We start from the raw sequence: 14,823 nt of genomic DNA on the forward strand, positions 1-14,823 counted from the left end.
CATCCATTCCGCATCCATCGGTCTCTGCCATGCGCCTGCGTTCCCTGATGACCCGCCTCGCGGCCTCCACCGTGCTGATCGCCGCTGCAATCGGCGCCCAGGCTGCGCCTTCCATTTCCGGCCGGGAACTGTCGGTCGGTGCCAGCGACGTACAGCAGTACCTTGATGGCAGCTTCCCGCGCACGCAGGACGCGCTCGGCGGCCTGATCGCCCTGACGATGAGCCACCCGCAGCTGAGCCTTCCGGCCGGCGAGCGCTTGAACCTTGGCATGGACGTGGCACTGGCCACTGCCGGTGGTAGCCCGGCCAAACTGGGTACGGTGAAGCTGAGCAGCGGCCTGCGCTACGACGCGCAGACCCAGGGGTTCCACCTGCAGCAGCCGAGCGTGGATGACTTCACCCCGGCCAACCAGGGCGGTCGTCTCGACTCCCGTACCCGCGGCCTGCTCAACGCCTGGCTGAGCGACTACGCCCAGCGGGAGCCGATCTACAAGCTGGACCCGGCCGTGGCCGGCATGCTCGGCGCCCTGCAGGTGCAGTCGGCACAGGTGAAGAACGGCAAGCTGGTGGTCACCTTCAACCAGAACCTGGGCAACCTGGTGCCAGCGGGCCTGCTGGGCAAATAAGGTAGTGCCGGCCGCTGGCCGGCACGCGTCTCACTTGCGTGCCGGCCAGGGGCCGGCACTACCGGCAAGGCATCACGCGGCAAGTGCTTTTACCACCGCCTCGCTGAAGGCCGGAATGTCATCCGGCTTGCGGCTGGTGATCACGTTACCGTCGACCACCACCTCGGCATCGCGCCAGTTCGCCCCCGCATTGGTCAGATCCTGCTGCAGGGACGGCCAGGACGTCAGCGCGCGGCCATCGGCGAGGCCACTGTTGATCAGCAGCCACGGGCCATGGCAGATCGCCGCCACAGGCTTGCCTGCTTCGTCTACTGCGCGGACAAAGCCGAGTACAGCCTCGTCGGTACGCAGCGTGTCCGGATTGATGACCCCTCCCGGCAGCACCAGGGCATCGAAGCTGGCCGGATCGGCCTCATCCAGCGGAATATCCACTGCAACGGCGTCGCCCCAGTTCTTCTCTTTCCAGCCCTTGATCGTCGCCTCCTTTGCAGGCGACACGACGCTGACGCGCGCGCCTTCGGCTTCCAGCAGCCGCTTGGGTTCGGTCAGTTCGGACTGTTCAAAGCCGTGGGTGGCAAGGATGGCAATCTGCTTGCCCTTCAATCGTTCTGCCATGGGTGCACTCCGGTTGGGGGTGCCGACAGAATGGAAGAACGGCCCTTGCAGGGCAGTGACCCTGCCGTGCACGGCAGGTGGAGAGCTCCAGGTGGTGCCGGCCGCTGGCCGGCACCTGCATCGCGCCATGCCGGCCAGCGGCCGGCCCTACCCGGTACCGGTCAGCGCTTGGGCTGCAGCATGGTGCCGGTGCACTTGGGCGAGCCGCAGCGGCACTCCCAGATCTTCTTCAGCTTGGCAGTGTGACGCTCGGCCAGAGTGATGCCGTAGTTGTAGGTCAGTTCCTCGCCGGGCGTGATGTCACGCAGCGCCTCGATGAACACCTTGTCACCGCGGCTGTCGCCGTCCTCGTCTTCCTCGATCACGGCCTCGCAGTTCGGCTCGCAGCTGTGGTTGATCCAGCGCGCGTCATTGCCTTTGTAGTTGGCATCGATCACCCAGTCGTCGTTGAGGGTGAACAGGAAGGTGTGGCCGCTTTCGACGTCGCCGCTGTCATCGGCATCAACATCGCCGTGGCTGCGCAGCAGGCCCTTGTACTGGATCACGCGCTCGCCCTGCTTGATCGGGGCCACGGCGAACACGCCGTTGCCATGGATGGCGGACTTGCGGGCTTGGATCTTCTTCGGCATCGGCACGGGCTGTTTGCAGCGGATGGAACCTGGATTCTCGCCCATTCCGGGTGATTGCGAAAATCACCCCGGTAGCGCAGCATGGCGCCCCGGCAACGGCCGGGCGCGTCCTCCCGCCCGGCCCAGCGCCGGCTGAATGCCCGGGTTGGATGGCGGCGAATAAAAGCGTACAATTTCAGTCCGCTTTAAGAACCACTCGCATCCCCATGTTGCGTGTCACCAAGCTCACCGATTACGCCACCGTGGTACTGACCGTGCTTGCCGCCCGTCCGGGCGAGGTGCTCAGTGCCACCGAGCTGGCCGAATTCACCGGCCTGGAGCCGCCCACCGTCAGCAAGGTGCTCAAGCCCCTGGCCCAGGCCGGCCTGGTCGAAGGCCTGCGCGGTGTCCGTGGCGGCTACCGCCTGACCCGCCCGGCCATCGAGATCTCGCTGTTCGAAGTGGTCGAAGCGATGGAAGGGCCGCTGGCCCTGACCGAATGCAGCCACGACCACCACCAGTGCGGCATGGCGCCCAAGTGCGGCGCGCGCAGCAGCTGGCGGCTGATCAACGACGTGGTCTCCGAGGCCCTGCGCGATGTCACCCTCGCCCAGATCCTGCCCCCTCTTCCCCTTGCCGATGACGAACAGCGCCGCACCATCGCTGTCGACGTCGTCTCCTGATCCACAGGCAGCCCCCCCATGGCCACCGAAACCATCGAAAACGTCGCCCACGACGACACCCCCAACCGCGAGATCCACGAGCAGCTCGGCCGCAAGTATTCGGCCGGCTTCATCACCGAGATCGAGTCGGACTCCCTGCCGCCGGGCCTGGACGAGGACACCATCCGTGCCCTGTCGGCCAAGAAGGACGAGCCGGAGTGGATGACGCAGTGGCGCCTGGACGCCTACCGCCACTTCCTGACCCTGCCGATGCCGGACTGGGCCAAGCTGGAGATCGCCCCGATCGACCTGCAGGCACTCAGCTACTACTCCGCGCCGAAGGGCCCGAAGTACGCCTCGCTGGATGACGTGCCCAAGGAGCTTCTGGACACCTACGACAAGCTGGGCGTGCCGCTGCACGAGCGCGCCAAGCTGGCCGGCGTGGCGGTGGATGCGGTGTTCGACTCGGTGTCGGTCGGTACCACCTTCCGCAAGGAACTGGCCGAGAAGGGCATCATCTTCTGCTCGATGTCCGAGGCCATCAAGGAACACCCGGAGCTGGTGCGCCAGTACCTGGGCACCGTGGTGCCGGTGGGCGACAACTACTTCGCCGCGCTCAATTCGGCGGTGTTTTCCGATGGCAGCTTCGTGTTCATTCCCAAGGGCGTGCGCTGCCCGATGGAGCTGAGCACCTACTTCCGCATCAACGCCGGCCACACCGGCCAGTTCGAGCGCACCCTGATCGTGTGTGAGGACAAGGCCTACGTGTCCTACCTGGAAGGCTGCACCGCGCCGATGCGCGACGAGAACCAGCTGCACGCCGCCGTGGTCGAGCTGGTCGCGCTGGAAGATGCGGAGATCAAGTATTCCACCGTGCAGAACTGGTACCCGGGCGACGAGAACGGCGTCGGCGGCATCTACAACTTCGTCACCAAGCGTGCCGAATGCCGTGGCGCGCGCAGCAAGGTCACCTGGACCCAGGTCGAAACCGGCTCGGCGATCACCTGGAAGTACCCGTCCTGCGTGCTGCTGGGCGACGACTCGGTGGGTGAGTTCCACTCCGTGGCGCTGACCCATCACCGCCAGCAGGCCGACACCGGCACCAAGATGATCCACGTTGGCAAGCGCACCAAGAGCAAGATCGTCAGCAAGGGCATCAGCGCCGGCCGCGGCCAGAACACCTACCGCGGCCTGGTGCGTGTGGACCGCAATGCCGATGGCGCGCGCAACTACACCCAGTGCGATTCGCTGCTGATCGGCAAGCAGTGCGGCGCCCACACCTTCCCCTACATCGAGGTGAAGAACCCGGGCGCCACCGTCGAGCACGAGGCCACCACCTCCAAGATCTCCGACGACCAGCTGTTCTATTGCCGCGCCCGTGGCATCAGCCAGGAAGACGCGGTGTCGATGATCGTCGACGGCTTCTGCAAGCAGGTGTTCCGCGAACTGCCGATGGAGTTCGCGGTGGAAGCCAAGAAGCTGCTGGAAGTCTCGCTGGAAGGTTCGGTGGGCTGACCGCCCGCCCCTGCCCCTCGCAAACGCATTCTCTTTACCGGCGGGCCGCGGCCCGCCCCACGGAAATCCCCACCATGCTGAAGATCGAAAACCTCCACGCCCGTATCGGCGACAAGGAAATCCTCAAGGGCCTGTCGCTGGACGTCCAGCCGGGCCAGGTGCACGCCATCATGGGCCCGAACGGCGCCGGCAAGTCCACCCTGGGCAATGTCCTGGCCGGCCGCGACGGCTACGAAGTGACCGAAGGCAGCGTGCAGTTCGACGGCGTCGACCTGCTCGACCAGGACCCGGAAGCGCGCGCCGCTGCCGGCCTGTTCCTGGCGTTCCAGTACCCGGTGGAGATCCCGGGCGTGAACAACACCTACTTCCTGCGCGCGGCACTGAACGCCCAGCGCAAGGCACGCGGTGAGGAGGAACTCGATTCCATGCAGTTCCTCAAGCTGGTGCGCCAGAAGCTGGCCGTGCTGCACCTGAAGGACGAACTGCTGCACCGTGGCGTCAACGAAGGCTTCTCCGGTGGCGAGAAGAAGCGCAACGAGATCTTCCAGCTGGCCGTGCTGGAACCGAAGCTGGCGATCCTGGACGAAACCGACTCGGGCCTGGACATCGATGCACTGAAGAGCGTGGCCGATGGTGTCAACGCACTGCGCGCTGCTGATCGCTCGTTCCTGGTCATCACCCACTACCAGCGCCTGCTGGACTACATCAAGCCGGACGTGGTGCACGTGCTGGCCGATGGCCGCATCGTCAAAAGTGGCGGCCCGGAGCTGGCACTGGAACTGGAAGCGCACGGCTATGATTTCCTGAAGGACCGGGTCGTGCCCGAGGCGGCGGTCTGATGAGCGCCCTGCTTGATTCGATGGCCCAGGCCTTCTGCGGCAGCGATGCGCGCCGCGAAGTGCTGGATGCGGCCCTGCGCGATGGCCTGCCGGCCGCCCGCAACGAGGCCTGGAAGTACACCTCGCTGCGCCAGCTGGAGCGCCGTGCGTTCGCGGCTGCACCGCTGTCCCCGCCGGCCCTGGATGCCGCGCTGCTGGAGGACATCCCGGCACCGCGCCTGGTGTTCGTCAACGGCCGCCTGGACGCCGCGCTGAGCGACGTGCAGGCCTTGCCGGCCGGCGTGCAGCTGCAGCCGCTGTCGGCCGCACTGGCCGCCGGCGAAGACGCCGTGCGTTTCCTTGGCCGCCGCTACGAGCGCAGCGAGGAGATCTTCGCCCGCCTGAATGCCGCGCTGGCCGATGAAGGCGTGGTGCTGCGCGTGGATGAAGGCGTGCAGGTCGACGTGCCGCTGCAGCTGGTGTTCGCCAGCGTCGCCGGTGACACCGACCTGGCCTGGCATCACCGCCACCTGATCGAACTGCGTGCCGGCGCCAGCCTGGGCGTGGTCGAGCACCGCTTCAGCGTGGGTGACTCCGCCCACCTGGACAACACCGTGCTGCATGCCCACGTCGCTCGCGATGCCGTGCTCAAGCACGCCCGCGTGCAGGCCGGCAGCGCGCGCCAGACCAGCTTCCTGCGCACCGACGCCGTGCTGGCCCGCGACGCGCAGTACCACCGCGTGGACCTGGAACTGGGCGCCGCGCTCAGCCGCCATGAACTGAACGTGCGCCTGGAAGGCGACAATGCCCAGCTGACCGCCAACGGCGTGCTGCTTGGCAATGGCCGCCGCCACGTCGAAACCCGCCTGGGTATCGACCACATCGCACGCGATACCGCCTGCGAACTGCTGTGGCGCGGCGTCGCCGCCAACCGCAGCCGCGTGGTGTTCCATGGTGGCATCCAGATCCGCGAAGGCGCCGATGGCACCGACGCGAACCTGTCCAACAAGAACCTGCTGCTGTCGGCCGATGCCGAGATCGACACCCAGCCAACGCTGGTGATCGACGCCGATGAAGTGAAGGCCGCGCACGGTGCGACTGTCGGCCAGCTCGATGCCAACGCGCTGTTCTACCTGCGCTCGCGCGGCCTGCCGCAGGCACAGGCGCAGGCACTGCTGAGCGCCGCGTTCTGCCACGAGCCGTTGAAGATCCTGCCGGACGCACTGCGTGCGCAGCTGGCACGCCGCCTGGACAAGGCGCTGGCCGAGGCAGGTGTGGCATGAACCTATCCACGCCGCGACCGATCGAAGAACGCACCGGCGCCCCCGACTGGGACCGCGTCCGCCTCGACTTCCCGCTGCTGATGCGTGAAGTGCATGGCAAGCCGCTGGTCTATTTCGACAATGCCAACACCGGCCAGAAGCCGGTGCAGGTGATCGGCGCGGTGGACGAGTTCTACCGCCGCTACAACGCCAACGTCAGCCGCGCGGTGCATGCACTGGGCAGCGAAGCCACCGACGCCTACGAAGGCGCACGCAACACGCTGGCGCGCTTCCTCAACGTGCGCCCCAGCGACCTGGTGCTGTGCAGCGGCACCACCTTCGCCATCAACCTGGTGGCCTATTCGTGGGCGCTGCCGCGGCTGAAGGCCGGTGACGTGATCCTGATCACGCGCATGGAGCACCACGCCAACATTGTGCCGTGGCAGCTGGTCGCGCAGCGTACCGGCGCCACCATCCGCGTGGCCGAGATCACGCCTGACGGCGCACTCGATCTGGATGCGCTGCGCGCGGCGATGACCCCGGAGGTCAAGCTGCTGGCTGTCACCCATGTCTCCAACGTGCTGGGCACGGTCAATCCGGTGCGCGAAATCTGCCGTGAAGCGCGCAAGCGCGGCATCATCACCGTGGTCGATGGCTCGCAGGCCGTGCCGCACCGCAAGGTCGAAGTCGCCGCGATCGGCTGCGACTTCTACGCCATTACCGGCCACAAGATGTGCGGCCCGACCGGCACCGGCGCCTTGTGGGCGCGCCGCGAGCATCTGGATGCGATGCCGCCGTTCCTCGGTGGCGGCGAGATGATCAAGGAAGTCAGCTTCGACGGCACCGTGTTCAACGATGCCCCGCACAAATTCGAAGCCGGCACCCCGAACATCGCCGGTTTCATCGGCCTGGGTGTGGCTGCCGACTACCTGCAGCAGCTTGGCCAGGAGAACGTGGAAGCACGCGAAGCCGAACTGCTGGCGCACTTCACCGAAGAACTGCGCCGCGTCGACGGCCTGCGCATCATCGGCGAAGCGCCGGAGAAGGCTGCGGTGGTCTCGTTCCTGATCGATGGCGCGCATGCGCACGATCTGGCCACCCTTCTGGATCTGGAAGGCGTGGCCGTGCGCTCGGGTCAGCACTGCGCACACCCGCTGCTGCAGTACTTCGGCGTCGCGGCTACCTGCCGCGCCTCGCTCGCGTTCTACAACACGCATGCCGAGATCGAGCGGTTCATGACGGCGTTGACGAAGGTGCGAAAGCTGCTGGGCTGAAGATTCGCCAGAATCGAGGAAGTATGAGAACGCCGCAGGAAACTGCGGCGTTTTTTATTGCGCACTGAACGCAACCAAGCAGAGGCGTGACCGGGAAGCACCGAGTGATGCCAGGAACGGGCAATCTCACCGTAATGCCGATCCGTCCACCATCAACGGCCTTGAGGCACCGTCTCCTACATGCCAACAAGCATGGATACCCCGGATGCAATCAAGAAGACGTACATCATCACGACGCCCCTCAGCACCCACCGTTCCCCCTGATGGAGCGCCTGCCCTTTGGAAGTAAGGGCAAGCACTGCAATACCGCGCAAGCACCTAAGCCACCAATCAACCTTGATGATTCCGACTGCAGCGAGTACTTCCGGTCGTTCACGCTCGATTTTCAGCAACATCCTGTGAGCCGCAAATGCGTTTATCCACATGGCACCTAGAATGATGGAAGCCCAAATGGGGAAGCTCTCAACAAGGCTTTTCATCGTTCTTCACACTGGCACCGCGCTATAAAAACTGGTCAAACAGGCGCCGAAGATCAAATCAATCCGCAATTTCTGCAATACGGCAAACCCCTCCACCCACATCCGCCTCAACTCTGACGTAGAGATTATTCGTAAAATACACATCCCCATGGCAAACCACGCGGACACTGCTCTCGTAGTAAGTTACAAGAAGTGAGGAATCAGTAGCGACCTCAGGCTTCACAACCCTACTTTCACCGACAGGAATTGATCCTACGCCTACCACACCACCGCCAACCTCCAAGCTGACGCCATAAATCACGTCCCTTCCAACATTCTTTACAACAATCACCGGATCCGACAACCAATCACAACCCTGCAACCCCAGCGAAAGAACCACAGCAGCCAGGCATGATCGGATTCGACCACTCCACGCGGTTGAGTGCTCAGCACCCAGCTTGCATTTCGCCATTTCTTGCAGCCTCCGAACATTGAAACGACTTCCTGTGCGACTGCCGGAGCCACACAAGCCACGGCCCCACCGCGAGTACCACCCGAATCAACAGCAAACAGAGCCATTCATGGCTTAGTCCCAATTCAATACGCCGCGGGTGACGGAAAAGCCTGCGGAGCATGCCGAACAATCACCGGCGTTGCAGGCCCTTTGAAGCTACTCCATCACATAGCGCCCGCACACCCAATCTTCTACGTAGCAATCAGCTATGGATTCGATGCGTTCAATGGCGCAAGAAGCCCCTTGACGTACCCACCGAGGCCAACTACGTCCTCAGCTGTACCAATCAGGTCCCGTCGCATCATCTTCTCGACATGCTCTACACCACCAAGTCGCGCGACAACATCCGCAAGGAAAGTGACATCTCCCGCAAATAACGTCACGTCCTGATCCAGCTTTACAACCCAGCGACCATCACGCGAAAGCAAGAAATGATCACGCATGAAGTTCCCATCTTCCAGCCAGTAGGAGCGCAGGCCATCCAGACCTCGCTCAATTTCCACGAGGCTTCCCCTGTCGGAGCACTCTGAACATCGAACCGCGCACATTGCGATATCTGCAAAGTGCTCCGAAAGTGCGCTCAGCCACGCCGCCCAAACATCGTTCGGAGCAAAATCCTCATACAGGTTGCGATCAAACGCCATCCCTACCCAGTCCTCACGGAGGAGAGGGATATCCGGAGGGTTAGCATCCGAGAGGGATGCCGCAATGAAATCTGGCCAGCAACATGTAATGCTCATGGCTTCTCTGAGTGCACTCAAGCCCACTCATCAATACTCCGTCTAACGGCCAACACTTGTGCTTCGGCATAGCGGGAATCGCGAATACGGATATCAGCATCATCAAGATAGTGCCATATCACGTGAGGAACCCCGATTTCATACGAACTTGACCGAATCACGTTCTTGATAAATTGCGCCCTCTGGTACCAACCAGACACCTGTTCCTCGGAAGCAGGCTCGGATTCCAACAGCCTCCACAGACAGGCTAGAACGAGATTCTTTTCATCGATAGCGCCCAATGCGATACCTCATATTCTTCAACCAAGGGGCAACCCCCCAAAGCCTATCGACGTGATCGATCAGCTCGCAATGACACAGACGCAATCGCGCAACGTGTAGAATTGAACAGCCCAGGAGTGAAATGGCGTACTGTGATATCTGTGACTCTGCCAGCCATCGAGAATGTTCCGAAGTCTCTGTCTGGCAAGTGTCAATCCTAACATGGAGACCATGCGATCACATGTTAGGCGCGCCTGTGGATCATCCCGCTTTCCTGCCACAGAAGGCAGAAATGAAAGCACATAACGCCATTTCCACAACCTATCACTCACTTCAGATCTTCAAGATTGACGAGCACATCTCCAAATTCCGCACGTGGAACGGGACCAGGGATTCGTAGGGAGCGAACTTCAAGGGGGGCGTGAATTTCGCCAAGCAGCAGATCACCTGTCGAATTGTCACTCTCTCTTGTCCTGAACACCCCGATTATCGAGACCCATGAATACGCGTATTCATCAAATACGCTTTGCTGCAGATCTATTGGCCCTCTGATTCGAACTTGGGTCTCCTCAGTCACTCCGGCCTCAAACAACTCTTTGCTTGAATTCAGTACAAAGAGCTCCCGGCTCACCCCGAGATAGCCCTCCATCCGCACCAACTTTCCATCGAATAGCCGGGGCGTAGCAGCCAGTTCCCGGAAGCTGACCCGGCAGGCGGAGCTGCCCTCGACGCCACAGGTCGTTCCAAACGGTACGCCCACACCTTCTTGATACCTGCAACCAGCCCCATAAAAAATAAAAACAATAACCACGAAAAACCGGAAATCAACATTCACGCCCACACCCCCGCGTCGCCATCCAGCGCCATGGGATACCGCTCACTTTCGCTGCACTCCCGCAAACCGCCCCTCCTCTGCCAGCCGAAAAATTCGCAGAATCATTGATAGCCAAGTTCATCAACAACAGCCTTGCACTTGGAATCCAAATCGACATGAAATGATTTCAACTCCTCGGACGGTAGTTTCCCGTCGTCCGAGCGATGCATTACTGCATATCCGCGCAACCCTGCCACCGTCCCCTCAGGAGCAATGTTGTAGATATCCCCACCCCACCCCCGCGACGACTTTACATAGTCAGCCACCACCAAAAGACAGTCGTCATCCAGTCGACCGCTTCCTATTTCATGTAGCGAACAACCAGCGACAGATACGAGACATAGCGCTGAAGTTAGCGCAAGCCCTTGAAGAACCATCGCTCGTCGTCGGCATCGAGATGAACTTGTGGATTTCACAGCACTCCCGCCACTTGTCGAGAAACCCAGGAAGGAACACCGTGGGCCGCCTGCCCCCCCCCCCCCCCCCCTTGCAGTAATGATTCTATCAATAGCGCGTCAGCGACTGTTTGACGACAACGTGCTCCCATTCTACTTGGGATAGCCTTTCGCCCCTCGCCCCTTCAGCCATGGCCATCTGAACCAGCTCACCAGAAGGCTCATACACCGTACGCTCGATGACATTTCCATTGACAGCGGTGATCGCCACCGTTGAAACCAACGCATCGGTGTAACTGTACTCGACCACTTCCTGGGCAGCGGCCAGCACTATATTCAGGCCACACGCACCAACACCGCGAGTACCGCCCGAATCAGTGGAGAGCCAGCCCTTTTTCCAGCCGACAGCCCGCCCTCGACCTCTCGGCAACAATCGTCACGCACTCATTCACAGGAAGCCCACAGGTGTCCGCCGACCTGACGACACCTTGATGATCGGCTAAGACGAAATATACCCTCAATCTTTCGCTTCCAGCCCGATCAAATGATTTCCTGACATCAATTAAATGCACCCTGCATATTTGCGCTTCTGGCACACTTTCGGAACTGAAAACTGACTCGAGCGCCTGTGCGTAGTGATTAGCCGCTGCGTTTCTTGGCTCATGATTTATGACCACACCCAAACCTCCATCTCTCCCGCCACAGGCTGCAAGCCCTAACAAGCAAAGCGCCGCTACAATAATATCGACCAGCCGCCCAAAGCGATCAAGCACTTGGGAATTTTTCACTGAATCCCCTCCCAAAACTTAGCGCACGCGCAATCTACATCCTTTCACAGGCCCCGATCATTCGCTTCACGATGACCGAGGCACACTGGCCTTCGTCAATACCACAAGTCCCCGCAGTCAAGAATTTCCCGCCGCCATCAGTCAGTACATAGAAAATCCTTCTATTTCTCCGACCCTCCCGAGAGAGTTCGAGCTGCGATACCACCAACTCTGCATTCACTTTCCGCGCCCCGTCCACAGGACGCGAATGCATGAGCTCATCCATATCAGCATGGATCTTCTGAGATGAGGAGCTGTCGTGGTCCTGGTTAGCGACCCGAAGAAGACAACCGCGGTCCTGCACACAGGAGGCAAGAAGCGGCATCGATAAGGCAGCAGATAGAAAAACTTTGATCTTCATCGAAACCAGCCCATCCAATGACCTCGCGCTCAAGCAAGAACACGCTCAGTACCGTAGGTTCGGATCATTACGGGCATACGTGCAACTGCCCCCCCCCTAATTGGGCAACCCCACCCCGCAAGGCGCAATCCCGACCCGTTCATGCCGCAATCCAGGCGCCATACAGGCCACCAGCACCACTATCGCAAGCACCACTCGAATCAACAACAAAGAGAGTCCATTCATGGCTTAGTCCCAGTTCGGCACACTCTGGGCGACAGGATGGTTGCTCGACCACGGCAAGCAATCTCCTGCATTGCAGGCACGCGCGCGATACTCACGCGCGCAATAGGTCCCGCCACTCGACTGCACGTAGGCCTTGTGGCGAAAAAATGCCGATCACGCCGTCTCCCGTTGCAACTGGCGCTTCAGCAGCCTGCCAGATAGCTACGCTAAAGAAGAGGCCCCATTCGGCGGACGTATCGCGTCCGCACAAGGCTGCTACGAACTCTTCCCGCGTAGCAAGCCAACGTAAAGAGGCATGTAACCCACCGTGAACGCCGCCAGAAGTATGAGCGCCCATTCAATGAATGAAATCCCTGTATGCCCGTACACGAGACGCAACAATCCATAGCTGGCGATCGTGAAAACAGCAGCTTTCGCGTAATACACGGCGACGCCCTTCAGGATCAATTTGATCTTCATATCCTACTTCGACGTATCGTTCACAAGTGGTTCGAGATCGCCTGATGAACTGACCGCCGCACCGGCGGCATTGGCCGCTGCTTGGGTGGGATTGGAGTATTTAAACCCAGGAGCGGCTTCCTTTATACCCTGCATCATATTTCCTGCCGCAGCTCGCTCAGCCTGTGTCAGATCAGCACTCGCACTTCTAGCCGCAACACTAGGCGCAGTAGAAACAGCTGCCCCTAAGCCAGCCGTTACTCCGCTCAAGGCTGCGCCCTTCGCAACCTCGGATATAGAAGCGGCCTTACCTTCAAGTTGTGCATTTGCTTGGACTGAAAATGCACCGACGGCTGCATTTCCAACCACGTTTGCAGCAATGGTTCCACAGGTAGTGGCAGCTGTGCTTGCAACGGCACTTACTCCACCACTTAGCGCGCCAGCCGCTGTTGCGGCAGCAACTTGCCCCCATTTTACTTGGGAGAATCTTTCGCCCATCGACCCTTCAGCCATAGCCATCTGAACACCGATTTTCACAACTACGCCTATTGGCGCACCCCACAAGCACCGGGGGCAGCGCCCGGCCGGATCTTTGAACACGACTCCCGAGTACGGACTCGCCCCCGCGAAATTGCACGCCCTTACCCGATACACATAGCTACCCTTATCACGGCTGGCACCAAAGCTGCTCCCGCCGCCGTTATGCAGCACCGTCCAGGCACCACCGTTGGCACTCTCCTCGCTCGAATCAGCAGGAAAGGTTCCAGCTCAGCACGCTACGATTGAAGGCCTGCAAAATCACCAGCGCGGCAGACATCGCAGCTGGAGCCGACATAGGCCTGAACCGGAATGCCCCCCCGCCATCGGCACCGTTCTCCAGTAGGAAGGGAGTGCCATAACCGTCCCTAACAGTTGATCGACGAACGAGCCTCAACCACCATCATGAGACACTGCCTTCTCAATGCGAAAAACGACATGCGGGCGTCAAGAAACGAATGATGAATCAACAGATACATCATCGTAATCGAGAGATGCAAAATCAGAAACCGACATCTTCCCTTGAATGCGCAGCAAGCCAATGTAGGCTGACTTAGCCAGGAGTGACTCATAATCATTAGAAAGGAGCACCGCCCTGAGCCACTCCTCGATTGAAGCTGCTTCAAGCTTCCCCCGAAGCACTGCAGAAACAAGCGATTCAATCATAAGCCTACGATTATCATCAACAGGTTCCTGCCCCACCGTAACAATTCCAATAAAACAACCAAGAATCAACGGATCTGCCCAACGCAACCCGCCGATGAAAATAGCCCTCTCTCGGATCTCCGGATCACGATGAAACAACGACCTCGACACCAACATGTAGCTTGAGGAATCGGGGTCATCTGTGAGAATACCCGAGATCTTGTAAAGCCTATCAAGCAGCAAGCTATCTTCCACCACCAAGCGTCTCCTTCATCTTCGCTATGTTTTCATCCGCCTTGTCAAGCGTTCGCTGGATCCTAACACGCTGCCCTCTAGAAAGACTCGGATTATTCAAGCTCCCCCTCAAACTTTTTGCGGCAGAGCTCAGCCCCTTCAGTGAATTTTGCATCTCTGTCACATGATCAAAGCCGGTCTCAATTCCGCGAAGCTCTTTAGCAACTCCGTCAAAGTCGTGAGGCTTTGCATTATTGTCAACAATGTTATTTATTTTCTTAATTGCCTGCTGCTGAGATCGAGTGAGCGACGCAACGCGACTGGCAATATTGATAAATGCATTCTTCGCACCACCGATGACAGCTGCAGTCGCTGCCGGAATACGACTGGCAGCTAGAACTGAAACACCCGCAACGGCTCCGGCCGCTCTTGCCTCCTGGCGAGACCGGCGCTCATCCAACCCCATCTCGCCGTTTATGACAGCCAGATCATCTCTCATCATCTGGCATGTGGATACGCTCTCACAACGGCCGTCAGGGTCTACATGACCGTAGGGATTTCCAAGGGCATATTTATAGCGATTGAAGTTGGATGACGTATGCCCATTGGCCTCAACCGGATCCGCACTTATGAAAGATCCAATAGCCGGATCATAATACCGCTGCTGCATGTAACTCAGCCCGGTCCCGGAGTCCGTCACATGCCCCGTATATCCCGGCCCATCCTTCAACGGCCGGTTGACCACCGCCCCATACGGCTCATACACCGTACGCTCGATGACATTTCCGCTGGCATCGGTGATCGCCACCGGTGAACCCAGTGCATCAGTGTGGATGTACTCGACCACTTCCTGTGCGACTGCCGGAGCCATACAGGCCGCCAGCACCACCACCGCGAGTACCGCCCGAAACAACAGCAAAGAGAGTCCATTCAT

At 60.2% G+C, this 14,823-nt stretch carries 17 protein-coding genes; 6 read left to right on the forward strand and 11 right to left on the reverse strand.

From position 1 onward, the window contains the following. The first annotated feature begins 29 nt into the window (after nt 1–29). The gene (locus G370_RS0103650) at nt 30–626 is read left to right on the forward strand and encodes a YceB family lipoprotein (protein ID WP_019659399.1); all 597 of its coding nucleotides are present in this window, start codon (nt 30–32) and stop codon (nt 624–626) included. Nucleotides 627–698: 72 nt separating this feature from the next. On the opposite strand, the gene G370_RS0103655 is transcribed toward G370_RS0103650, so the two are convergent. After that, entirely contained in the window at nt 699–1,241 is a 543-nt protein-coding gene (locus G370_RS0103655) for a type 1 glutamine amidotransferase domain-containing protein (RefSeq protein WP_019659400.1), read from the reverse strand. A gap of 161 nt (nt 1,242–1,402) precedes the next feature. After that, nucleotides 1,403–1,870: an SET domain-containing protein gene (locus G370_RS0103660; protein ID WP_026346957.1), complete on the reverse strand. Its 468-nt coding sequence runs from the start codon at nt 1,868–1,870 to the stop codon at nt 1,403–1,405. Between the two features lie 206 nt (nt 1,871–2,076). Here G370_RS0103660 and G370_RS0103665 point away from each other — a divergent pair, with 206 nt between their 5' ends. The 5 genes from G370_RS0103665 (at nt 2,077) to G370_RS0103685 (ending at nt 7,380) form a co-directional block, all read left to right on the forward strand. Next, nucleotides 2,077–2,532, forward strand: coding sequence for an SUF system Fe-S cluster assembly regulator (locus G370_RS0103665; RefSeq protein ID WP_005408436.1), 456 nt, complete (start codon nt 2,077–2,079; stop codon nt 2,530–2,532). Between the two features lie 18 nt (nt 2,533–2,550). Further along, the gene (gene sufB / locus G370_RS0103670; protein WP_019659402.1) at nt 2,551–4,026 is read left to right on the forward strand and encodes a Fe-S cluster assembly protein SufB; all 1,476 of its coding nucleotides are present in this window, start codon (nt 2,551–2,553) and stop codon (nt 4,024–4,026) included. Between the two features lie 74 nt (nt 4,027–4,100). Then, nucleotides 4,101–4,865 carry a Fe-S cluster assembly ATPase SufC gene (gene sufC / locus G370_RS0103675; protein ID WP_019659403.1) on the forward strand — a complete coding sequence of 255 codons (765 nt, stop codon included), beginning with the start codon at nt 4,101–4,103 and terminating at the stop codon, nt 4,863–4,865. Further along, complete coding sequence (sufD, locus tag G370_RS0103680; protein WP_019659404.1) at nt 4,865–6,127, forward strand: Fe-S cluster assembly protein SufD; 1,263 nt, start codon at nt 4,865–4,867, stop codon at nt 6,125–6,127. The genes sufC and sufD overlap by 1 nt, the downstream gene beginning before the upstream one ends. After that, the gene (locus G370_RS0103685) at nt 6,124–7,380 is read left to right on the forward strand and encodes a cysteine desulfurase (protein WP_019659405.1); all 1,257 of its coding nucleotides are present in this window, start codon (nt 6,124–6,126) and stop codon (nt 7,378–7,380) included. The genes sufD and G370_RS0103685 overlap by 4 nt, the downstream gene beginning before the upstream one ends. 176 nt (nt 7,381–7,556) lie before the next feature. Here G370_RS0103685 and G370_RS1000000121805 read toward each other — a convergent pair whose 3' ends face one another. The 9 genes from G370_RS1000000121805 to G370_RS1000000121185 all read right to left on the reverse strand — a co-directional run bounded on the left by G370_RS1000000121805 (nt 7,557) and on the right by G370_RS1000000121185 (nt 14,823). Next, on the reverse strand, nt 7,557–7,859 hold the full coding sequence (locus G370_RS1000000121805; protein ID WP_010483559.1) for a hypothetical protein: 303 nt from the start codon (nt 7,857–7,859) through the stop codon (nt 7,557–7,559). Between the two features lie 699 nt (nt 7,860–8,558). Continuing rightward, complete coding sequence (locus tag G370_RS0103695) at nt 8,559–8,996, reverse strand: hypothetical protein (protein ID WP_019659406.1); 438 nt, start codon at nt 8,994–8,996, stop codon at nt 8,559–8,561. Between the two features lie 685 nt (nt 8,997–9,681). Continuing rightward, nucleotides 9,682–10,188 carry a hypothetical protein gene (locus G370_RS1000000121560; RefSeq protein WP_134730473.1) on the reverse strand — a complete coding sequence of 169 codons (507 nt, stop codon included), beginning with the start codon at nt 10,186–10,188 and terminating at the stop codon, nt 9,682–9,684. Nucleotides 10,189–10,731: 543 nt separating this feature from the next. Then, nucleotides 10,732–10,953, reverse strand: a complete 222-nt coding sequence (locus tag G370_RS0103705; protein ID WP_019659408.1) for a hypothetical protein — start codon at nt 10,951–10,953, stop codon at nt 10,732–10,734. Nucleotides 10,954–11,444: 491 nt separating this feature from the next. Continuing rightward, nucleotides 11,445–11,810, reverse strand: coding sequence for a hypothetical protein (locus tag G370_RS0103710; RefSeq protein WP_019659409.1), 366 nt, complete (start codon nt 11,808–11,810; stop codon nt 11,445–11,447). A gap of 480 nt (nt 11,811–12,290) precedes the next feature. After that, nucleotides 12,291–12,494, reverse strand: coding sequence for a hypothetical protein (locus G370_RS0103715; protein ID WP_019659410.1), 204 nt, complete (start codon nt 12,492–12,494; stop codon nt 12,291–12,293). Between the two features lie 3 nt (nt 12,495–12,497). Further along, nucleotides 12,498–13,010 carry a hypothetical protein gene (locus G370_RS1000000121565; RefSeq protein ID WP_154081314.1) on the reverse strand — a complete coding sequence of 171 codons (513 nt, stop codon included), beginning with the start codon at nt 13,008–13,010 and terminating at the stop codon, nt 12,498–12,500. A 447-nt stretch (nt 13,011–13,457) separates the two neighbouring features. Beyond that, complete coding sequence (locus tag G370_RS0103720) at nt 13,458–13,913, reverse strand: hypothetical protein (protein ID WP_019659411.1); 456 nt, start codon at nt 13,911–13,913, stop codon at nt 13,458–13,460. Next, nucleotides 13,900–14,823, reverse strand: a complete 924-nt coding sequence (locus tag G370_RS1000000121185) for an RHS repeat-associated core domain-containing protein (RefSeq protein ID WP_080112493.1) — start codon at nt 14,821–14,823, stop codon at nt 13,900–13,902. Before G370_RS1000000121185 ends, G370_RS0103720 begins: the two co-directional genes overlap by 14 nt.

Source organism: Stenotrophomonas hibiscicola ATCC 19867 (assembly GCF_000382065.1).
GTDB classification, from domain to species: domain Bacteria; phylum Pseudomonadota; class Gammaproteobacteria; order Xanthomonadales; family Xanthomonadaceae; genus Stenotrophomonas; species Stenotrophomonas hibiscicola.